Origin of the sequence: Lysinibacillus sp. NPDC056220 (genome assembly GCF_049315265.1) — a bacterium.
Taxonomy (GTDB): domain Bacteria; phylum Bacillota; class Bacilli; order Bacillales_A; family Planococcaceae; genus Lysinibacillus; species Lysinibacillus pinottii.
The window spans coordinates 795,612-817,053 of the sequence record NZ_JBMOXD010000001.1; the positions used below are offsets into that span (position 1 = coordinate 795,612).

General features: G+C 39.1%; 17 protein-coding genes and 1 pseudogene. 5 read left to right on the forward strand and 13 right to left on the reverse strand.

Annotated features, from left to right (window positions below; translation table 11 throughout):
• Positions 1 to 26 precede the first annotated feature (26 nt).
• Positions 27 to 836, forward strand: a complete 810-nt coding sequence (locus tag ACOZBY_RS03840; RefSeq protein ID WP_422761532.1) for a Cof-type HAD-IIB family hydrolase — start codon at positions 27 to 29, stop codon at positions 834 to 836.
• A 144-nt stretch (positions 837 to 980) separates the two neighbouring features.
• Positions 981 to 1,838 carry a DegV family protein gene (locus ACOZBY_RS03845; RefSeq protein WP_012292944.1) on the forward strand — a complete coding sequence of 286 codons (858 nt, stop codon included), beginning with the start codon at positions 981 to 983 and terminating at the stop codon, positions 1,836 to 1,838.
• A gap of 103 nt (positions 1,839 to 1,941) precedes the next feature.
• On the opposite strand, the gene ACOZBY_RS03850 is transcribed toward ACOZBY_RS03845, so the two are convergent.
• The 8 genes from ACOZBY_RS03850 to ACOZBY_RS03885 all read right to left on the reverse strand — a co-directional run bounded on the left by ACOZBY_RS03850 (position 1,942) and on the right by ACOZBY_RS03885 (position 15,146).
• The gene (locus ACOZBY_RS03850; protein WP_031418747.1) at positions 1,942 to 3,408 is read right to left on the reverse strand and encodes an alpha-amylase family glycosyl hydrolase; all 1,467 of its coding nucleotides are present in this window, start codon (positions 3,406 to 3,408) and stop codon (positions 1,942 to 1,944) included.
• A 198-nt stretch (positions 3,409 to 3,606) separates the two neighbouring features.
• Positions 3,607 to 3,975, reverse strand: coding sequence for a YisL family protein (locus ACOZBY_RS03855; protein ID WP_012292941.1), 369 nt, complete (start codon positions 3,973 to 3,975; stop codon positions 3,607 to 3,609).
• 186 nt (positions 3,976 to 4,161) lie between these two features.
• Positions 4,162 to 5,064, reverse strand: a complete 903-nt coding sequence (locus tag ACOZBY_RS03860; RefSeq protein ID WP_012292940.1) for a fumarylacetoacetate hydrolase family protein — start codon at positions 5,062 to 5,064, stop codon at positions 4,162 to 4,164.
• A gap of 127 nt (positions 5,065 to 5,191) precedes the next feature.
• Positions 5,192 to 6,355: a DUF418 domain-containing protein gene (locus tag ACOZBY_RS03865; RefSeq protein WP_036160846.1), complete on the reverse strand. Its 1,164-nt coding sequence runs from the start codon at positions 6,353 to 6,355 to the stop codon at positions 5,192 to 5,194.
• 82 nt (positions 6,356 to 6,437) lie between these two features.
• Positions 6,438 to 10,154: a helicase-exonuclease AddAB subunit AddA gene (gene addA / locus ACOZBY_RS03870; RefSeq protein ID WP_422761534.1), complete on the reverse strand. Its 3,717-nt coding sequence runs from the start codon at positions 10,152 to 10,154 to the stop codon at positions 6,438 to 6,440.
• Between the two features lies 1 nt (position 10,155).
• Complete coding sequence (gene addB / locus ACOZBY_RS03875; RefSeq protein ID WP_422761536.1) at positions 10,156 to 13,665, reverse strand: helicase-exonuclease AddAB subunit AddB; 3,510 nt, start codon at positions 13,663 to 13,665, stop codon at positions 10,156 to 10,158.
• A 279-nt stretch (positions 13,666 to 13,944) separates the two neighbouring features.
• Entirely contained in the window at positions 13,945 to 14,583 is a 639-nt protein-coding gene (locus tag ACOZBY_RS03880) for a TVP38/TMEM64 family protein (RefSeq protein WP_012292936.1), read from the reverse strand.
• A gap of 11 nt (positions 14,584 to 14,594) precedes the next feature.
• Positions 14,595 to 15,146, reverse strand: a complete 552-nt coding sequence (locus ACOZBY_RS03885) for a helix-turn-helix domain-containing protein (RefSeq protein ID WP_012292935.1) — start codon at positions 15,144 to 15,146, stop codon at positions 14,595 to 14,597.
• A gap of 125 nt (positions 15,147 to 15,271) precedes the next feature.
• On the opposite strand from ACOZBY_RS03885, the gene ACOZBY_RS03890 reads away from it, so the two are divergent.
• The 3 genes and pseudogenes from ACOZBY_RS03890 to ACOZBY_RS03900 all read left to right on the forward strand — a co-directional run.
• The gene (locus tag ACOZBY_RS03890; protein ID WP_012292934.1) at positions 15,272 to 16,006 is read left to right on the forward strand and encodes an AzlC family ABC transporter permease; all 735 of its coding nucleotides are present in this window, start codon (positions 15,272 to 15,274) and stop codon (positions 16,004 to 16,006) included.
• The gene (locus tag ACOZBY_RS03895) at positions 16,003 to 16,329 is read left to right on the forward strand and encodes an AzlD domain-containing protein (protein ID WP_012292933.1); all 327 of its coding nucleotides are present in this window, start codon (positions 16,003 to 16,005) and stop codon (positions 16,327 to 16,329) included. Before ACOZBY_RS03890 ends, ACOZBY_RS03895 begins: the two co-directional genes overlap by 4 nt.
• 197 nt (positions 16,330 to 16,526) lie before the next feature.
• Positions 16,527 to 16,863 (forward strand): annotated as a pseudogene (locus tag ACOZBY_RS03900) (transposase); the annotation flags it as partial.
• Positions 16,864 to 17,003: 140 nt separating this feature from the next.
• Here ACOZBY_RS03900 and ACOZBY_RS03905 read toward each other — a convergent pair.
• From ACOZBY_RS03905 to ACOZBY_RS03925, 5 genes are all read right to left on the reverse strand, one after another.
• Positions 17,004 to 17,225 carry a DUF2198 family protein gene (locus ACOZBY_RS03905; RefSeq protein WP_012292931.1) on the reverse strand — a complete coding sequence of 74 codons (222 nt, stop codon included), beginning with the start codon at positions 17,223 to 17,225 and terminating at the stop codon, positions 17,004 to 17,006.
• The gene (locus ACOZBY_RS03910) at positions 17,225 to 18,406 is read right to left on the reverse strand and encodes a PDZ domain-containing protein (RefSeq protein ID WP_031418731.1); all 1,182 of its coding nucleotides are present in this window, start codon (positions 18,404 to 18,406) and stop codon (positions 17,225 to 17,227) included. The genes ACOZBY_RS03905 and ACOZBY_RS03910 overlap by 1 nt, the downstream gene beginning before the upstream one ends.
• Before the next feature lie 121 nt (positions 18,407 to 18,527).
• Positions 18,528 to 19,970, reverse strand: coding sequence for a S41 family peptidase (locus tag ACOZBY_RS03915; RefSeq protein ID WP_012292929.1), 1,443 nt, complete (start codon positions 19,968 to 19,970; stop codon positions 18,528 to 18,530).
• 246 nt (positions 19,971 to 20,216) lie between these two features.
• Positions 20,217 to 20,804 carry a redoxin domain-containing protein gene (locus ACOZBY_RS03920; RefSeq protein ID WP_012292928.1) on the reverse strand — a complete coding sequence of 196 codons (588 nt, stop codon included), beginning with the start codon at positions 20,802 to 20,804 and terminating at the stop codon, positions 20,217 to 20,219.
• A complete protein-coding gene (locus ACOZBY_RS03925) occupies positions 20,801 to 21,433 on the reverse strand; it encodes a hypothetical protein (RefSeq protein WP_422761539.1) in 633 nt (210 codons plus the stop codon). Before ACOZBY_RS03925 ends, ACOZBY_RS03920 begins: the two co-directional genes overlap by 4 nt.
• Positions 21,434 to 21,442: the final 9 nt, after the last annotated feature.

The window sequence follows — 21,442 nt, forward strand, 5'->3', positions numbered from 1 at the left end:
AAACTATAGGAAAGGGGCAACGAGCTATGAAACCGCATTTAATCGTGTTAGATTTAGATGGTACTTTATTAACAGACCAACAACAAATTTCCTCAAAAACAAAAAAATCATTATTGCAGGCTAAGGAACAGGGGCATCAAGTGATGATTGCAACTGGCCGTCCATATCGTGCTAGTGATATTTATTATCATGAGCTTGGGCTTACAACACCAATAGTCAATTTTAATGGAGCTTATGTGCATCACCCTAAAAATGCCTCTTGGCAGCATATGCACACTCCCATTGATTTAAGTGTTGTCCATGATGTCGTTCATTCCATTAATAGTTATGAGTATGAAAATATTATTGCTGAGGTAAAAGATGATATTTATGTACACACAGAGGATGATCGCATCTTAAATATTTTTAATATGGGTAATCCCAAAATTACACTTGGGGATTTATACACACATCTCTTAGATAATCCTACAAGTTTACTGATACAGGCAAATGAATCCAATTCTGTCATTATTCGTGACCATTTACAGGCTGTACACGCTGAAGTTATTGAACACCGTCGTTGGGGAGCACCGCTTCATATTATAGAAATTGTTCGCCGTGGCTTAAATAAAGCAGTAGGCATTGCACACGTAGCAAAGGATTTAGGTATTCCGCGTGAACGCATTATTGCATTTGGTGATGAAGACAATGATTTAGAGATGATTGAATATGCTGGAATTGGCGTAGCGATGGGGAATGGTATATCAAGCCTTAAAAATATTGCCAATGAAATAACTACGACAAATAATGAGGATGGGATTGCAAAAATACTCATCGAACGCTTGAAATTATCATAGTTAAGTAGTAACTTCAAGTTACTATACCATTTTTACCAGTTTAACTTTATTCAGTGGTACCCCTTCCGGTTGACTTAAGTGAGTACCGACTGAATAAAGCTAAACAGGCTTTAAAAAGTAAGTTGAAATTAGGGGGACAAGAGAATGAAGATTTTTACGGATAGTGGATGTGATTTACCAAAGTCTTACTATGAAGAAAATGATGTCGTGCTACTCCCTTTACGAGTGCAATTGAACAACAAAGAATATGAAGATGTCATTTCCATTGATTCCAAAGAGGTTTATGATGGAATCCGTCAAGGTGCCCAACCAAAAACATCTCAAGTATCGCCAGAGCTTTTCTTGAAGCACTTTGAAGATTTAGCCAAAAAAGAGGAGGAAGGTATCTATATTGCCTTTTCTTCAGAATTATCCGGCACATATAGTACTGCTCAAATGATTCGGAATCAAGTATTAGAACAATATCCTTCATTGAAGTTAGTCATTATTGACTCTAAATGTGCATCACTAGGACATGGACTTGTTGTAGAAGAAGCTGTTCGACTTAGAAATTTAGGAACCTCCTTTGAAGATGTAGCGACTAGAATTAGCGCTTTCGCTCCTCAGATGGAGCATTTATTTACAGTTGAAGATTTGGACTACCTCGCTAAGGGTGGGCGTGTCTCAAAGGCTAGTGCCTTTTTAGGTGGTCTTCTAAGTATTAAACCTATTTTAAATGTAGAAGATGGCAAGCTTGTACCGATAGAAAAATCACGTGGTCGTAAAAAAGCACTTAATCGTATGCTGGATTTAATGCAGGAGCGTGGAGGTAGCTTTACGAATAAAATTGTTGGTATTAGTCATAGTGATGATGTGGCCTTTGCCAATGAAGCAAAGGCATCCATTCAGGAGCGTTTTTCTCCACAGTCGGTTCAAATTACAATGATTGGCTCAGCGATCGGTTCACATGTGGGGCCGGGCACTATCGCAATCTTCTTCACGAATAAGAGCTATCAAGGCTAAGCCATGAATGATTGGCATTGCCGAGCTGTTTGAACTTCACTGAATGAAAACAAAAATAGCATGTTAGGACGACTCCTAGCATGCTATTTTCTTTGTGAAATTATTAAGAAGCGTCTTGTTCTTGACGACGAACTTTTCCTCGTCTAATGATGATGACAACAAAGCCAATAAAGATGACCCAAACTAAGCCAAGAGCAACCATATACGGCACGTTTAATCCCTCATCATTTCGAACCTGATAAATCTCTACCATTTCTCTGTCTAAAATAACTGGATAAACTTGCTTTTCATTTATACGAACTTTTTCCTCATGTAAAATCCCGTTTAGCATTTTCCCTTCACCCAGTTGTTCAGGTGTTAAGTCCACGCGTTGTGTTTTGCTCGTATTATTAACCATAATTACCCATTGTTCTTCATCCGAAGTACGTGTAAAGACAAGTAGACCATTTTCATTTGTAATGACTTTAAAATCACCATTACGTAGAGTGGCAGACTGATTTCGTAAGGTTTGAACATTTTTTATATAATCAATTAATTCTTCATCTGTTTTAAAGTTATAAAGTTGATGTGTATCAGGTTTAGCTTCCCCGTTCATCGCAATTTCTGTACCATATTGGACAACTGGAGTTCCTGGCATCATAAATAAAGCACCCATAGCCATTTTTAAACGTGTAGGCGGGAACATATTTTCATTCGCAGAATCGAATGTAAAACGGTGGGTTTCTAGAGAATCTACCATAATTTGCGTCGGTTTTTCTCCTGAAAATGGCTCTGTTAATTTAGACGAGTCCATATCAACATTCTTAAAGATATTACGATAAATTTCTGCTGTCTCCGTTGAGAAGGTTGCATCAAAATCAGCATCGCTCGCTTCATTTGTTATGACATAAAGAGAGGCTTTAGTATCTTTTAATGCAGCTATCATGTTATTTATAAAATCCGTATCAGCATCTGAAATATGGGTTAATCGAATCCCACCAATATCATATGTAGAAACAAAATCTATGGCTGATTGAATAAGCGCTTCTTGCACGTCTTTATTCGATAAATCCCACTGAATTTGCCCATTATTCGTAGAAGCAATCCAGTCTGCTTTGGCAGCATCCTTTCCCCATTCATGATTAGGACTTACATCACTGAGTGGGAAATCCACCATGATAGACATGTTTTTAGCTTTATAGGCCTCTACAACACTTTGGAATTCTTCTGTAGTCCCAAAATGGCGTTCAATCGTAGAATAGCTTGTTGGCATAGATCCATCATATTTTTCTGTAGAGTAAATAGGTCCAATGGAAACAATTGTATAACCCATTTCACCGATAAATTTTAATTTATCTTGTAGACCTGTAAAATCCCCCCCTGCAAATTTCGAAGGGTCTTGCGTATTTGTATCAAAATCGTTTGTGCCCGAGCCATTAAAGAAACGGTCAACGAGTAAATCATAGATGCTCTCTTCTGCAATCGATGTTGTCGCTTTTGCATCCGCATGCGCAACAGGTGTAGTACTTACAAATGTAGTAGCTAGTAAAAGTGATGCAGCTGTCGCACTTATCCACTTCTTGAATTTCACTGTTATTCCCTCTCTTTCAAACCAATCCATCGTCATTTTACCAAATAACACTGTCACGTCGCTATCATTTCAAAAGATTTTACGAAAATGCGGAACGAATTACGGCAAAAAGGTGTCCGTTCACTTCCATTTCAGTATGCTATCTGCTTAAAAAAAATAAAAGCCGCGAAGCACATACTTCACGACTTTCACCAAATATTATGCTAAGAAATTTTGACCCATTGGTAGCTTGAAGCCTAGGAACAATGTAATCAATAAGAATACTGCAAATAAAATCCAGAACATGCCAGTTGGTTTATTTTTCTTTTGGCGTACTAATACCATTTCCATCATACCAATTACTAGAATACCACCTATGAATTTAAAGCCGTAAAGCATGCCCATGTTGTAATTCATGCCTTCAATGAATAATGCCCCACCTGTAATGATAATTAGTACATAGAATAGACGCAATGTCATATGTAAGCCTTTTGATTGCTTGCCCATTAGCGCAGCGATTAAAAAGATAACAATAGCTACTACCCACGTAGTAATATGCAAATGCGTTTGGCTAGTTAAAAAACCCATGTTTGTCCCACCTCATTCATTTTTCTATCAAACTCTATCCTACCATGCGATGGAAAGGGTTTCAAACATTACAATAGTGTTCACATAATTTACACTATTTGCGACTTAGAAACTCCCTAGAAAGCAACTTACACAGGGAGTAATAAAAAAATCCGCGGAGTAAAGACTCACACGGATTCCCTTTTATTATTCAAAATGGTTGACTAAAGTACCGATGCCTTGAATAGATACTTTTACTGTATCTCCAGCTTTTAAGAATTGTGGCGGGTTCATGCCTTTACCAACTCCTGCTGGTGTACCTGTTAAAATAACATCGCCTGGCTCTAGTGTTACATGCTCAGATAGGATAGATACTAAAGTTTCAACTGAGAACATCATGTCCTTCGTCGAGCCGTTTTGGCGTACTTCATCGTTTACTTTTGTGACTACTGTTAAGTCCTGAGGATTCGGAATTTCATCCTTTGTTACAAGGTATGGTCCAAGCGGACAAGTGCCCTCCAAGCTTTTACCTAAGAAGAACTGTTTATGCTTCTCTTGTAAATCACGAGCTGTTATATCATTGGCAATTGTATAACCAAAAACATAATCATATGCTAAGTTTTTCGGAATGTTTTTACCACGTTTTCCAATAACGATAGCAAGCTCCCCTTCATAATCCATTTTAGATGAAAGGTCCGCATGGATGGAAAGCGTTTGTCCATCTGCTGCAATAGCCGTTGGTGATTTTGTAAATACCATTAATTCCGTTGGTGCTGCCTCTGCACCCATTTCTTTGGCATGTTCATTATAATTTTTACCTATACACATAATATTTTTAGGTGTTCGTGGGATTGGTGAAAGCCACTCGATTTCTGTAAATTCACGTTTAAAACTATTAGCACGATCTGATTTTTCAGCTGCTTCTACTAATTTACGAATCTGTTCAACAAAATCAAAGCCTAAAGCAATGCCATCTACAATTGAACTTGAAAAAGAAGGGAGAACTTGAAGTTCATTTTGAATAGCGAGTACATCCCATACCGCTTCTTCTTTTTTTACTTTTGGTCCAAAGCTTACATGTCCACCTAATTTGAATGATAAAATTTTCATGATTGAAAGAGCTCCTTCTTTTTTCTACATGATACAACAATATGATAGAAATTGCCTCACTTTTGCGACAATAATTTTATAAGTTGTTATATCTTCATAAATTATGCATGTGAAGCGGAATATATTATCATATTTTTCCTTTTTCCTTATACGTTAATTTGCGCCATAAAGCCTCTAACGGACCTTGCTTCCATTTTGATAACCAAATTTCGGCTATGATCATTTGTACAACAATTATTCCAAAGGCAATGAATACACCTGTTTCTACACTTACTTTCCCATACCAACCAAAGCCAAATTGATAGAATAAACACGTGCCGATTATGGATTGCAATATATACATCGTTAACGACATTCTTCCAATTTTGCCAAAAGGACTAAGTAGCTTAGGTACAATTGGCAGCAGGCAAAGTAGCACTATGACCGCGATATATCCCACAGAAAGGATAGGGCCACCTATGTATACCTTTAAATAATCTAATAAATATGTCCGTGTAAGCATAATAGGCAAACTTTTGATTGTTATGCCGATAATCAATCCGGCAAGGGCAAGTGCTAGCCACAGCCATTTTAATTCTTTTGCTCGCTCTACTAGACGCCATTTTGATGCAGCTGCGCCTATTAACATATATGGTAAAATAGTAAACAATGCGGCAAACCACATCCCTATACTTGCTTGCATCGATAAGTCTGTTAAGCGTTGCATAAAGGCATCTAGCCAGTTTCCAGTCCCATAAGCCGTAATCGCCTTCTCAACAGATACAATATCTAAATAGTCATCCACCTTCGTATTAAACTCCATAATCCCTAAAACAAATAACATAAAAACTTGCATCAAACCATTCATGATAATTGCACTAATCAATAACCAAATAGGGCTTAAACGTAGTAAAAGCACTAAAAATACCCCACAAAAGGCGTACACCATTAAAATATCGCCCCACCATATGAGTACGGCATGTATTAAACCAAAGGCAAATAATACAGAAAGTCTTCGTAATCCTAGCGTATAGAAATTTTGCTCACGACTTTGTGCTTTTTGCCACTGCATGGCAAGCCCATAACCGAATAGCATCGCAAATAGTGGATAAAAGCTACCTTGTACATAAATATCTAAATTTTTCTGCCAAACGATATCGGATGGTGTTGTAAACCAAGATGCCAAATCAATATGCGGCATTGGCAAATAAAATGCATACATATTTACGAGTAAAATACCTAATAAACTAATACCTCGTAAAATATCTAATGTTGCCAGTCGATCCTGCAACATTGTCGGTTTAAACTCCACAAAATAGCCCCCTCTTAAATAGCAGCTATGGTGTAAGCAGAGCAAGCAAAAATTGCATGACTCCGCTTTCCATAACAAATGCTTATGCCTGTACAGTTTGTTCATTATCGAATAAATACAGCACTTTTTCACTTACTTTAATTTGTAAAATCGATTCAATAGCTTCACTATAAACACGAAGCTGAACAGCATAACGCCCCATTATTTCCTTTGTCAGGGCGGGCTCCTTTGCAAAATGTGGGAGGATGCGGTCTGTCTTGTAATCTAGCAAGACCCAGTTACCATATTCATCCTCAAACAAACAATCGATAATCCCTTGGACGATTTGAGCATCCCCATCTTCATCTACTCTACTAATAGTAAATGGCATTTCTCTACGTATCTGTCTTGCCTGCTTAAAGCGTTGTCCAATTTCGGTATGAAAGAAATGATAAACTTTCTTTATCGGAACCACTTTTCCCTCTGCCTCTGTTAGTAGCTGTTTTGCTACTAAATTTGCTACAAAGCCTTTTACACCTTCAATAGTATCAAAGCCAAACTGCGGAATATGCTGCATCACTGTATGTACAGCCGTTCCTATTTCCGCGCCTGTTAGCTGTTGATCCTGTAAAAAGGTTGGGCGTGGTGCAATAGAAGCTGAAGTCCGCTTAGCTGGAGTAGCAAAATAATATTCTGGCTCCTCCTGACGCTGTAAGTTTTCTAAACGTTTAATTTCACTGACCGACGTTTTAGAGCGTTTTCTTGTTGATTTTTGATACGTATACTGCGCGTGAAAGCGTGCCTTTATTTCAGATAAAAGTGCCTCATCCTCTTGTGTTGTAAGGTGTTGTTGTATTTCATCATTAAATGCCTGTATATCATACGAATAATGTCTCGTATCAATGGGCTGTATCCACCAATGGGATGGACTGTCCAATTCTTTATATGAAGTGGTAGCTTGGGAGGCAAAGTCACCATGTCTTGCCACAGCTGGTCCAATCCAGTCTAGATAACTATTAGCTCTAGCCCGCAAATATTCTTGAAGCGGAGCATCACTCGGTATATTTTGTGCATCCTGCCAGTTGTCTCGTGTTTTCTCCCAATTTTTCACGGAGCCCACTAAAATCAAACGTTCCTTTGCACGTGTCATGGCAACATATAAGACACGCATTTCCTCTGCACGCATTTCCAGCTCTTTTTTCTCTTTCAGCGCCAAAAACGGTAATGAAGTATAAGTTATCCGATTTTCTGGGTCAATGGCCTTTACAGCTAGGCCAAAATCTTGGTCGAATAAATAAGGATGATGAAAATCCATCTTATTAAACGGGCGTCCCATTCCTGCCACAAAGACTACAGGGTATTCTAATCCCTTGGAGGAGTGAATGGTCACAAGGCGTACTACGTCGTCCTTTTCACCAATTGATTTAGCAGTCCCTAAATCATCTCCGCGTGTACGCATCCGATCTATAAAGCGTAAAAAGCGGAAGAGTCCTCGAAAGGCCGTTTGCTCATACATTAATGCACGATCATGTAAGATACGTAAATTGGCCTGCCGCTGCTTACCATTGGGCATTGCACCAACCATTTCATAATAATGTGTATCTAAATAAATCTTCCAAATTAAATCTGATAGTGATCCACGCCGTGCTAAATCTCGCCAATTTTCAAAAGCTAGCATAAAGCGTTGAAGTTTTTCAAATGTAGTCGTCTGTACTCCCTGTCCTTCACTTCGAATAAATTGTCGTAATGCATCATAGAAAGGTACCTTTGAATCAGCTAAGCGGATTTTAGCTAATTCATTTTCCGTCAAGCCAACAAAAGGTGCACGCAGTACAGAAGCCAAGGGGATGTCCTGATAAGGGTTATCCACTACCTTTAGGACATTTAATATAATCATGACTTCCAGTGCATCAAAATAGCCCTTGGACGACTCTGCATAAAGTGGAATACCCGCTAGTTTAAATTCCTCCACTAAATCCGTCGACCATGTCATAGAGCGCATTAAAATAACAATATCACTATACTTCAATGGCCTTTCTGTCATTGATTTCGTATCATAGACAGTGGTGCCATCTTCCATCATCTGTCGTATACGATCAATAATAAAGCGTGCTTCATATTGTGACTTTTTTAATTCCTCTAACTCAGATGCTTCATCAGTTTTATCCTCTTGCTCGTCTACTGTTTCCTCATCCTGTGGAGGATGCATCACGACAAGCTCAACAGGTACTTCTTTTTCATCATAGGGCGCTGCTGGCTTTAATGACGCATTGTCATCATAGAGAATTTCGCCGACACGCTCACCCATAATTTGAGCAAAAATATAGTTTGTCGCGTTCAATACCTCTTTACGACTACGAAAGTTGGCATTTAAATCGATACGCATGCCCGTTGCATCAGGCGTTTCCAAAAACTCACTATATTTCCTCATAAAGAGCTTAGGTTCGGCTAAGCGGAAACGATAAATACTTTGCTTGACGTCTCCCACCATAAACAGATTTCCATCCTGTTCTTCTCCTGATTTGACAAGTTGTAAGATCGTTTCCTGTAGCATATTTGTATCCTGATATTCATCCACAAGTACTTCCTTAAAACGTTTTTTCAGATCAAGCGCTACGGGGGATGGCTGTAGCTCTCCATCTACCTCAACTGTTAAAATTTGCAGTGCATAATGCTCTAAATCTGAAAAATCAATAATACCTCGCTCTAACTTGGCAAGTCTGAATTGCTCACTAAAAATAGTCGTCAATTCCACTAATGTGCCAATTATTGGCGCCATCAAGCGTATTTCTTCTAGCAAACGTGCGGGGGTGCGAATAAAATAGGTTTCTTTCATTTTATTCATAATTTTTTTCGCTGCTTCCCGCTTTTTCTTTGCAAGCTCCTGTAACTCCACGTCTACTAAAGCGTCCTTTGATACTCGCTTTAATGTAGACCACTTGACAGTCGCAAAATAATCAAAGAGTTCCTGCCATGTACCTTCCTGACTTATTCGAATCCCTTCCTGAATCATAGCAAAATCAATTTCTGCCGTTTCAGCATATGGGGCTGGTCCATCGGGTTGGAGGGTAATTGCTCGCATTTCTGAAATTAGTACGAAGGCTTCCTCCAAACTATGTCGAACAGTCAATTTAACATAGTGGGATAGCTCTAAATCATCAATTGTCACTTCCTCCGCTAATTCATAAGCTTTCGGTAAGCTCCACAGCCATCTTTGAGGCTCTGCGTGTACCCGAGAAGTATCATAAAGCTTACTAATCAGCGTTTCTATAGCCTGATCATCTCGATCTGACGTAAAGCTATCCACAAGTCGATAAATAGCTTGTACCTGTGTCTCTTCTTCAGAATCATAGGCTCCTTCTAAAACATCCGCTACTATATCATCTCTTAATAAGGCTACCTCTGCCTCATTAGCAATACGAAATCCAGGATCGATGTCGAGCAAATAAGCGTACTGTTTAACAATTGCTAAACAAAAAGAATGCAATGTTGATATTTGCGCCTTATTAATAAGACTCAGTTGTCGTCTTAAATGACTGGAAGTTGGATTTTCTACTATAGCCTTTTCTAGAGCTTCTGACATTCGATGGCGCATTTCAGCTGCTGAAGCATTCGTAAAGGTCACCACCAGTAGCTCATCTACATTGATGGGATTGTCAGTAGCAATAACTTTTTCAATCATACGATTAATCAGTACCGCTGTTTTCCCAGACCCCGCTGCAGCCGACACAAGTGTATCCTGACCACTAGCGTAAATGGCTTTCCACTGATCGTCTGTCCATGAGACATCCGCCGGCTTTATAGGAATTGTTTGGACCATGCTACTCTATCTCCTTCCGAATTTTATCAACAATTTCATTTGGTTTCGCTTGCATTAACTGACGATAGTTTTGTTTACCATCAGATGGATCAAATTGACAAACTGCTGCAAACTGACAATAATCACAGGCCGTTTTGGATTTTAATTTATATGGGCTGATGGCCGTGTCACCAGACAAAATCCCATTCCCAGCCTCCTGATGCTTACGACGTACGAAATGCTGAAGTCTTTTCATATCATTCACAGGCACAATGCGAGATTGCGATTCAGAAGGTGTTCCATCTTTTTTCATATAGACTGGGATAATTTTTGAGTGACCACTACTTTCCTCTAACTGCTCGTCCATTGATAAAATGGATTCAGCATTCTCAGACAGTAGACCCTTCATTTTATACTGCTTTAATCGGTCCTCTTCTATTTCACTATCCGTCATATCCTTATCTAGTTTTAACATGGGATTATGGACATGGACATACAGTACCCCAGCAGGTTCTGTTTCCCCTGGAAGCCAATAGGTGCTATTTTCCATTGCCACGTCTAAATAGGTAAGAACCTGTAAAGACAATCCATAATAAACCTCATTTAAATCTAAATCTCGAGCTGATGATTTATAATCAACAATCCGTAAATAAGAGCGGTCATCTATCGTGGCACTATCTATTCGATCAATACGCCCTCGCATAAACATTTTCTTACCACTAGTCAAATCAATCTCAAGAGGGGGAAGCTGTTCATGTTGTCCTGGGCCAAACGATGCCTCGATCGCAATTGGTTTAAAGTGAGACACATTTGCATGCTGCGTCAATGCCATCATCGTGCGTTCCACAATTCGAATAAGCTTACGCTGAATATAGCGATAACGTGCACTAGACAATAAAATTTGATGGGAGAAGACAGGAACAATTTGCTCTACTGCTTGACGTGCCAACTGTTTAATTTGTTGTTTTGTTAAACGAATCCAGGATAGTTGCAGTCGGTGAGTTTCCTCTGTTATCCACTTTAACGCCTCATGGAATAAATCACCCATTGCAAAGGTTTCCAAACGGTACTCCGCACGTTCTTCTAAACGTAGACCATACGTTGTGAAATGAGAAAATGGACATCTAAAATATTTCTCTATTCGAGACACACTAGATGTGAGCTTTTGCCCATATAACTCTTGTGTTATATAGGTTTCCAATGGCTCTGCTTCATTTTTATGAGTAATTGGATAATGTACCCGATCAAAAATAAGTGCCCAATATGGGTCCTGTTGATAAAATTTTTGTAACGCTAACCATTCTGGTGCTAGCTCACGGCTATGCTCTGCCTGACGTAGTTGCACCATTAAATGTGCTAACGCTGTTCGCGGATGGCGTAAATACGGTAAAGCACTTTCATCTAATAATTCAATTGGATCCATTACAACACGCTCCGCTTGAACACCACTCAACAACCCAGCTATTTTGTCATTTCCGATGAATTTTTTTATATAAAGAGACGATAACAGTGCCTTTCCTTCTTCATCTGCTGTTGGATACGTCAAATAAAGCTTGTTTGACGGTGTGGAGGCCGCTCGATAAAATAAGAAATTTTCCTGTAATAAACGGTTAGAAGAGGTTGGTGCCAGCTCATAACCAATTTGACTAAACCATTCACGCTCTGTATCTGACAATAAACCTTCATATTCCATCCGAGTTGGATACACACCATCATTCATCCCTAAAACAAAGGCCACTTTAATATTGGATAAACGAGCTAAATCAACCGTCGCTACCATAACCTCATCTAAGGTTGGCGGAATGCGAGAAAATTCTAATGTATCAAAGCCCTCATCAAGAATTTTAGCTGCTTCCTCCACTGACATCTCCTGCTCGCCAAACATATAGACAAATTGATCCAGTACATTGATCCATTCATTCCAAGCTTGCTCATGCTCACTCGCTGCGAGTGCATCTCCTCGCTCAAGCTCACGATCCTTCATAGCTTGAAGCTTCTCATATACCTGTAATGACTCTACTAGCTCAAATAAAGCGGTGGCAATATCCTTACCTGTTGACGCTATACTCAGTTTGTCTTGTAAACTCTTTAACGGTTGACGAATTTCGTCACGAATTGCCTCAATTTCTGCTTGCATCGCACGTTCTTCATCTGTTTGTACACGCGAATGGAACTCAAGCCCACGATACTTTTTATAAAACCAACGAGGCTCTTCAAACCAACGTTCACCATAGATTCCTTGCGCTAAGCAATAATTTTCCAATCGATCAGCTCGTTCACGCCAGATAGTTAGCTCCGCTTGTAAGGGGAAAAACAAATCTGTTTTTACACTTCGAAATACAGGCTCATACTTCCAATTAGACGTCATGATTTCTAATGCCGAACGACTAAGCTCTATCAATGGATGATGGAGCATTGTTTTTTTAGTATTTGTAAATATAGGAATTTCATATTGTTGGAAAATACTTGTAATCAATGGATCGTAAAGCTCTGCTTGTCGATATAAAAGGACTATATCTTGATAACGATAGCCATATTCTCTTGTAAGCTTTGTTATTTCCCGGGCAATCGCGTGAACCTCCGCTCTACGATTGGATGCTTCAAATACCATTACATCTCCAGAAGTTTTTTTGGTGTGGGGCACCATATTAGCAAAATTTCCCTCTACATGTTGTAAATCTTCAGATTGAAATCTTTGAGTATAATAAAAATGTAAAGGTGGCTCAACGTCTATGCCTTCTTCATTTGCAATATCATGTAATCGCTGATTCGTTAACGCCGCTTCATGAAAAAGAGCCTGTTCATCAAAAGCTTCGTCTATATGATCAAACGGAAGAACCACAGTTACATGTTTAGTGACCTTAAGCAATTCACGGACCAGCTCTAACTCTCGCACCGTAAAGGCCGTGAAACCATCAATGTAAATGGTTGCTTGCTTCATCGTTTCAGCATACTTCAATTGCTCCGTTAAAATCGGATAATACCCCTCACTATCGACATATGTCGTACCAAGGCGTTCCTCTAATGCCTGCAAAACGACATATAAATCATTCGTTTTGGCTTGTAAGGTATTTGGCGCGTCAATTGCCTTTAAGGATTCCTTTACCTCAGCTAAAACAGAGCTATTTACACTATATCGACTAAATTCTTTTAAAAGTGTTTCAATTTCCTCCGTAAAACCACGTTTTCCAGCAGCTTGTCGGAATAAGGAGAACTCACTTTTTTGTTCCTCCAGTAGTTTACGGATTAGCATTCGATAACCATAGCCATTTACTTCTTTACGAGCAATCCCACCTGTCTCCTGTAAAACGAGCCATGCTAAACGCTTAAACGTCATCACTTGTGCACGAATTAAGCCTTGCAAACCATGCCTATTCGTTAGCTCATATTCCGTAGAATAAGACATCTGGTCAGGAACAATTATAAAAATAGGATGACCTAGTGGATCACTCTTTAGCTGTTCAACAATTTCTTGATGAATAAATACCGATTTCCCTGTTCCTGAGCGTCCTGAAACAATTCGCAATGTCATATCCGTTTCCCTCCTCTATAGATTGCCTTCTACCTATCTTGATTGAGCGTTAGTAGCGATTCACTAACATTTATATATAAATTATTTTTTATCGTTTCTATCACTAAATCATATTCCGTTAAAAATGATTACGCCATTAACAACGATGGTTAGCTATCTTAAATTCTATCGAAAAAAACTAGCAAATACTATCTATCAACCTTCGATAGACAATAAAAACCAATGAATTCATTTCACAAAAAAACAGCCTCTTCAGCTATTCAAAGAGGCTTCAACTATTTATCTTACATGGTGATCCTGATTTTTCGTCAAATTTCGCGCTTGTTTTAAATCTCTCTCTACACGGGCATTCAATCGCTTCTCAATCAGCTTACCGATAAACCATAAAACAACAATCGCAACAGCTGCAATTATTAATTTCACGGGGCTTGTTAGTAACGATTTTAAATCATATCCCAATACACTCATACCTAAAATCATGACGAACTTGCCGGCTAGTAATACGACTAAGTAAAACTTTTTATGAATATGAGATAAACCCGCTACAATATTCACGATGACAGAAGGTGTAAAAGGGAAACATAGGAGGACAAAAAGAGGGCTTATACCATTCATATCCACCCACTTAATAAGCTTCTGTACTTTCTTACTGCCAGTTATAAATCGCAACCTTGGATGTTTTCCAAAATGTCGGACAAGCAAAAACACTACATAGGAGCCAGCTGCAGAACCCAACCAAGATAATAAAAACCCAAGCCATAAGCCAAATGCACTTGCATTAGCTACAACGAACACCACTAATGGTAGGAATGGTAAAAACGCTTCTAGAAAAGGTAGCAGTAAACCAATGATGGGGCCGAGTGTTCGATACTGCGCCGCCACAAGTTCAATATTTTCTACTGTAAACCATTCTTTCAATATCGACACCTCTATTTATACTGTAAAATTAAATGAAAAATTGTTAACCCTTCAGATGTATTTCGATATTCATGGGGTTGATGCCCCGAGAATACTAGTGTATCCCCTTCATCCAGTAATTCATGCATATCTCCGGCAGAAATAGCAGCTTGTCCTTTGATGATCATGACAGTTTCCTCTACCCCTTCTGTATGGGCTTCACTCCTACTAACAGCTCCCGGCTCCATTTCAACCTTGTAGAATTCCCAGCCTCGTTCTGGATTATACGGAATAATTGAATAGACACGATAGCGTCCCTCATCCTCATCAACATGTGGCACATCCTTACTGCTATAACGCATGAAATGAGCTGTTGGCGGCTGTAATAATGAAGAAAATGAAATACGCATACCAGCAGCTATTTTCCAGATGGTTGATACCGTAGGATTGGCCTCTCCTTTTTCTATTTGAGCGAGTTGCGCTTTACTAACGCCTGTCGCTTTGGCAACATCATCTAAGCTTAAATGACGTTGTTGTCTAATTTTCTTTAATTGAAAGGCTAAATTTCGACTCATTTGTTCCATTTATAATCACCAATTTTCTATTGTTTATTTTATCAGACATATGTATACTTTAATAAACATCAAGAACTATCAAACTATTCCATCAACAGTATACATGGAAATTTTTAAGAAAGGATGACCTATTTATGACAAGTACAACAGAGCTTCATCATGATCCGGCAACAAGCTCTCCTAACGATAGCTTTATACAAGGCGTGAAGGATTGTGTACCCACTTTACTCGGTTATATTAGTATAGGACTTGCATTCGGTGTTGTAGGTTCCGCTTCAGGACTATCAGTGCTAGAAATCGCCCTTTTAACTATATTGATTTATGCAGGCTCTGCACAATTTATCTTTTGTGCACTACTTTTAACAAGTAGTCCTGCTTCTGCTATCATTGTAACCATTTTTGTCGTCAATTTACGCCATTTATTAATGAGTTTAACATTAGCACCTCATTTTACGCGTTATTCCATGCTTAGAAATGTAGGCTTCGGTACTTTATTAACAGATGAAACCTTTGGAGTCGCTGTGACTAAGCAAATGCAAACCGGTAAATTATACGGTAAATGGATGGATGGGCTTAACTTAACTGCGTATCTTTTTTGGATTTTATCTTGTGTCACGGGTGCCTTCTTAGGGCAATGGGTGGCAAATCCTGAACAATGGGGATTAGATTTCGCCTTAATCGCTATGTTTGTCGCTCTTTTAGTTTTACAATTGAGTAGTGTCGGCAAAAGTAAAATCGTGCATTATATTAAGTTAATCGGCTATATGGCTGTTATTATGTATGGTCTATCTTATATAGTACCTTCACATGTGGCTGTTTTACTAGCAACAGTAATCGTAGCAACCATTGGGGTGGTGACAGATAAATGACAACAACCGCTTATATGGTATGGCTAATTATTGGCTGTGCGCTTGTCACATGGCTACCACGTGTCATTCCTTTTATTTTTGTACGCAGTGTTACACTTCCAGATGTTGTCCTGAAGTGGCTTAGTTTTATTCCTGTTTGTATTTTAAGTGCTCTTGTCATTGAAAATTTAATCGATACCGAAAGCGGCAAAATTGTGACGCTTGATTGGCCAGTCTTTATTACATTTATTCCAACGCTACTTATTGCACTGATTACGAAAAGTTTATCTATTACTGTCGTTGCAGGAGTGATCATCATGGCAGCTGTGCGATTTTTCATGTAAAAAGGTCAGTCCCCCATGAGGACTGACCTTAGACTGTAGACAAACTCAATGAAATAAAGTAAAGCCGTTGATTTCCACTACGGGCGGACGCTTTCCGCGGGCGGGGTCGAGCTGCTTCCCGCAGGAGTCGCCGCCCTTCGTTCCTATCAACTTCTACATAAAGTACCCCATCTACATAGGTAAATTTTTGAGAAACATCGAAACCTTTGAATGGTGCTAAGTGTCAAGCCTTTCCCAATGTACAGAAAATAAGAATCACAAAAAACTCATTCAACGCCATATTGGGGAACTGTATGTGGAGGAAGCTGAACATTTACGCCATTCCTATGACATCAAACAAATTTATAAAAGCGTAAAGAAACGATTGAGCATGTCTTTGCCGATGCAAAGGAAAAGCATGGCATGGTATGCGATGGAAAACCTAGTGGTCTGAAAAATTGTCCATGCAGGCGATACCTACTACTTGCTGCCATGAATTTAAAGAAACTAGCTACTTGGACCTGGCAGGCGGCTTCAAAGAGTTCTTATACTTGAAGAGTCTGTTTTATTGGATATCAAATTACCATTTTTAAACATAATGAAAAAGAAAAAAATGACAAAAGGAATCGAGTGTGAACTTCTCAATTCCTTTTGTTGACAGTCTGAGGTCAGTCCCCCATGAGGACTGACCTTGTTTATTTCTTCATTTTACTTGCTAGCCAAAAGCCCACTGTCAATGAAAATGCATCTATAACGAAAATAATTGGTGGAGATGTATATCCAGCATATACTGAGGCAGCGATAAGCGCAATGGCCAATAATAGGGCAACATAGCGATTAAACGTAATTCTTGTGAACAATAGCACCAATAAAGCAGGTATGAAGAGCGCTAACATCATTTTGCCAAAAACGTCCATTATATATCCCTCGGCTCAGCTAATAGTAATCCAATTCGGTAATGATCATTACTATAAATTACATGCTGCGTTAAACGAATTTCATTGTTTCGATCTAACACTTCAAGACGACAATGAGCTGCATTTAATTGTAATGCCTCGTACAATTCATTTTCTGTAAAAATAGAAACACCATTTACTTTCCGAATACATTCCCCTGCAAGTAAGCCCATTTTCTCAGCTGGCGAATCAGGAAGCACTGCTGCAATAATAGCACCCTTTGTGCTAGGTGCTACCGCATAATGATCTGTTTTATCCTGCTGAGCATAATAAATGGAGATGATGATACGGATAATCGCTCCCAACCCAAGCGTCATATAACCGATCATTGGTTCAAGATATGCAGCCAGTCCCCCTATTAAGATAAGCTGTCCAAGTATCACTACAGAACGTCCAATTTTAGGTAATACTAGGGCCGGTAATTCCCTTCTTATCAGCTTGGAAAAGCCAATTACGAGTGGGAAAAGGACGAGTGCAAAGCTAGTATCCCCAATCGTAAACTGTGGCCAGTACGGGAATACAGCAGAAATCGCATCACCAGGCATTACAAAGAAAATGGGCAATACCCAAACATTTCTTGAACGATAGACAATCGCCTGCATACCTCGTTTTGTTTTTTCCATACCAGGTGTTGTGACCTTTATTGCCGCACGTCGAATTAAAAGCCCTTCAGCAATGACGCAAAGACCTACAATAATAGAAATGGTAACGATAGCCCCATTCTCTAAATCGACACCTGCCAGGGAAATGCCCCCCCAAGTAAATGACCAATTGTAGTAAAACATAGCCCATATTGCTAGCGTTGCTACACCCATGGTTAAAATAGGTGACAAAGCATTCAGGAAATACAATACGAGCCCTACGATAGAGACTGCTATTACAAGGATTAAAAAAACTTTTGGAACGGTAAGGCCTGCCGCCACACTAATCAGGGAAATAAGCAAAGCATAAAGCCATCCATCTTTCCATTGTCCGATTAACTCTGTCCAGCCCCAAATAATCCGTCTATTAAAATATTTACGCTCCTGCTTTACGCGACGATAACCTAATAAAATAGCAAATATTATGGCTATATACAGTAATGGGTTGAGTAAAAAGCGGCCAATCGCTGTTACAATTTCTAATAAAATCTCACTAACCATACGAACACCCGCCGTTTCTATCTTGAATACTATGAATTTATTGTATCAAACGACTACACTCTTGCGTAGTACAAACTCATAGAAAGCTTTGTATTATGGTATTTTTGTTCTACTAATTAGTTTATTGTTCGATTGTGTGTAGTAAAAAACTAGTTGCCATTTGGAATTGTTGATCATTCTGACGATCTGTTTTATAATTTTTCAATGTTTCATTCAAGCTATTAAAGAAGGTCGTATCCATATAAAATTCATCTTCTGCTAGCTTTAATTTTTTCTGTTTTCGATAAAGGTTAACCGCTTCAGCCGTTGTATCATCCATATAGCCATCTAACCGATCTATTTGATAGCCAAGTTTCTGCAAGGCATTTTGTGAATAAGAAATTTCCTCGCTCATATCGCCCACTTTAAACTTCCCTGTCAGTGGATGTAGTTGAAAAGCGAACAATTCATTTTGCTCAATTACTAAACTAGCCTCGATGCCTTGCCCATGAATCCATTCTCGCTTCGGTGTTAGCCATTTATTTGTAGATAATTTAAGCTCTCCTCCATTAGAAAGCTCCCATGATTCCTGCACCGTTCCTTTCCCAAAGCTCTTCACTCCAACAAGAGAAGCACGTCCCCAGCTTTTTAAGGCTCCGCTTAATACTTCACTTGCAGAAGCACTACCTTGGTTTTGTAAAACAACAATCGGAATCTTGTTCATCTTTTCTAAATATTTTTCATCGATACCTTTTGTTTGTGTTTTTAATGGTTCCATAGCACCTTCAGCATTTTGCATATATGCAAATACCTTGCCACTATCTAATACTGTGCTTAGTAGCGCTGCGACGCTATGTAAATAACCCCCTGGATTATCACGAACATCAATAACAATTCCTTCAACGTCTTTCCGAAGTAACTTACTTGTTTCAGCAACCCACTCATTTGCCGTCTTCTCACCAAACAGAGAGATAGAAACATAGCCAATTGTCGTGTCCTCTACTTTTACAACTTCACTTGAGACCGTCTTGTTAGAGATAGCTGCCCGTTCCATCGTCATTTTAATATGCTTATCCTCACTTGGACGGTACACAACAATAGTTACCTTCGTCCCCTTCTCCCCTTGAATTAAATGCATTAATTCACTCATCGTTTTACCATCTACACGAACACCATCAACTTGTACAATTTCATCAAGTGAACGCATACCAGCCTTCTCTGCTGGTGATGAACGAACAGGGGAAACTACGATAAATTTCCCTTTATTTTCTGAGAGTTCAATACCAATACCTACTCTTTCCTCAGCTAGCATTTGTCGATGTTGCTCAGCCTCTTCCTTGGAATAATAAGTGCTGTAAGGGTCCTTAATGGCATCTGCCATACCTCGAAGGGCTCCTTCCACCAATGCATCCTTTTTTGTATTGTACACTGATTTTTCTTCAATGAGGGTTATGGCCTCACCAATTGTGTCAACCTCCGTAACAGGCTCCTTTTTATCACCCATATTAAACCAATCAAAGTAAATACCACTGCCTACCACTAAACTACTAAGTAGGACACCGACACCGGCCGTTAATTTGCGCAAATCTTCCCTCCTCCGTCTCTTTTACTGTATGACACTATTTTTTCAAACATACAAGATTGCTTTTCAAAATTATGAAATGAAGAGATACTTTCTCTCAATTTGTGAATAATTGGCATTATCCTACTGGAATTTGGCCTCACCATGCGCGAGCTTCTATTCACTTAAAGATTTTTCATCACTGAGTCAGTGAAAAATAAAAAAAAACTGCTCGTTTCAACTATAGAAATCGAACAGATTTTTTATGAACTAATCTAATGCATCTACATATTCTTTTAACATATCCACGTCCATTGGTCCTTTGATGGCACGCTGAATATAACCGTTAGAATCAATAAAATAAGTGGTCGGTATGGTAATAATTTGATAGTCCGAGCCGGCTGAATTTTCAGGGTCCAACAAAATTGGGAATGTTAGCTCAAAGCTATCTCTAAAAGTCATCACCGTATCCACTTTCGCATCAGCTGTCACATCACGCTCAGCGGATGTTAAATTGACAGCTATGATTTCAACATTTTTTTCTTTCCCATATTCATCATAGAAACTTTGCATATGAGGCATTTCTGCCTTACATGGTGGACACCATGTCGCCCAGAAATTTAACACAACCTTCTTTCCACGAAGATCACTTAATTTGACGTTTTTCCCGTCTAAGCTTGTTAACGAAAAATCAGGCGGCGTATCTCCATTGCCTAAACCAATTTTTCGCTCCTCAATATCCTTGCCAAGAGCAGATTTCTCAATTGCTCGGTCTTCATCAATTTGCTGTTTTACATATGTACCAATCATCGCAACTACTAAAAGCACGACAATCAGCAGTCCAATATTTTTTTTCATCCTTTACCTCCCTCTTTGATTCCTTCTTGTTCTAAAACAATACCAAGACAAAGCAATATTAGACTAATACCTACAGCCGTTTGCCATATACCAAGTGGCTGGAAGAAAGCAACAATGCTTAGGCCAGTAGTATAAAGTATTAAGCCACGCTTAATCCCCTGCATTTTCCATAGTATGAAGATGGTCAAAACACTTAGTACCAGTAATGTAGTGATCTCACTCGTTGTAGAGTTGTCGTTGAGCAGTACAACAAGCCATTGATAAATGGATTGGGTTAAGATGATTGCCCAGCTATACGCCATCACATGATGGCCTTGTAATGGGAGCTTTTGTCGCTTCCGCCATATTTGCAAAGATGCAACAATGGCGCCAAGAAAGACGCCAACCGTACCTCCGTTGAAATATAGTAAGGAGATGGGTTGCGCCACAACTGTTTTAAAGTCAGTGACAAGCAAGCTAAATTTCCAAACAAGTATAAACGTAAAGGCTGCATCACTATATGCCTCAGACCACTTTTTTGAAAATTGTAAACGTAGAATAAGCCAAACTATGAAAAATGTAATAAGCAGAGCAATTGCAGTTGCTGGTAAAGTTAGTGCTCGGATGGAGTACCAATCTGTATTGATCACTCTATAATC

Excerpts from the sequence above, each read along its gene's own strand:
- ACOZBY_RS03840 (WP_422761532.1), top strand. The coding sequence starts at position 27 with ATGAAACCGCATTTAATCGTGTTAGATTTAGATGGTACTTTATTAACA.
- ACOZBY_RS03845 (WP_012292944.1), top strand. The coding sequence starts at position 981 with ATGAAGATTTTTACGGATAGTGGATGTGATTTACCAAAGTCTTACTAT.
- ACOZBY_RS03855 (WP_012292941.1), bottom strand. The coding sequence starts at position 3,975 with ATGGGTTTTTTAACTAGCCAAACGCATTTGCATATTACTACGTGGGTA.
- ACOZBY_RS03860 (WP_012292940.1), bottom strand. The coding sequence starts at position 5,064 with ATGAAAATTTTATCATTCAAATTAGGTGGACATGTAAGCTTTGGACCA.
- addA (WP_422761534.1), bottom strand. The coding sequence starts at position 10,154 with ATGGTCCAAACAATTCCTATAAAGCCGGCGGATGTCTCATGGACAGAC.
- addB (WP_422761536.1), bottom strand. The coding sequence starts at position 13,665 with ATGACATTGCGAATTGTTTCAGGACGCTCAGGAACAGGGAAATCGGTA.
- ACOZBY_RS03885 (WP_012292935.1), bottom strand. The coding sequence starts at position 15,146 with ATGGAACAAATGAGTCGAAATTTAGCCTTTCAATTAAAGAAAATTAGA.
- ACOZBY_RS03890 (WP_012292934.1), top strand. The coding sequence starts at position 15,272 with ATGACAAGTACAACAGAGCTTCATCATGATCCGGCAACAAGCTCTCCT.
- ACOZBY_RS03895 (WP_012292933.1), top strand. The coding sequence starts at position 16,003 with ATGACAACAACCGCTTATATGGTATGGCTAATTATTGGCTGTGCGCTT.
- ACOZBY_RS03905 (WP_012292931.1), bottom strand. The coding sequence starts at position 17,225 with ATGGACGTTTTTGGCAAAATGATGTTAGCGCTCTTCATACCTGCTTTA.
- ACOZBY_RS03910 (WP_031418731.1), bottom strand. The coding sequence starts at position 18,406 with ATGGTTAGTGAGATTTTATTAGAAATTGTAACAGCGATTGGCCGCTTT.
- ACOZBY_RS03920 (WP_012292928.1), bottom strand. The coding sequence starts at position 20,804 with ATGAAAAAAAATATTGGACTGCTGATTGTCGTGCTTTTAGTAGTTGCG.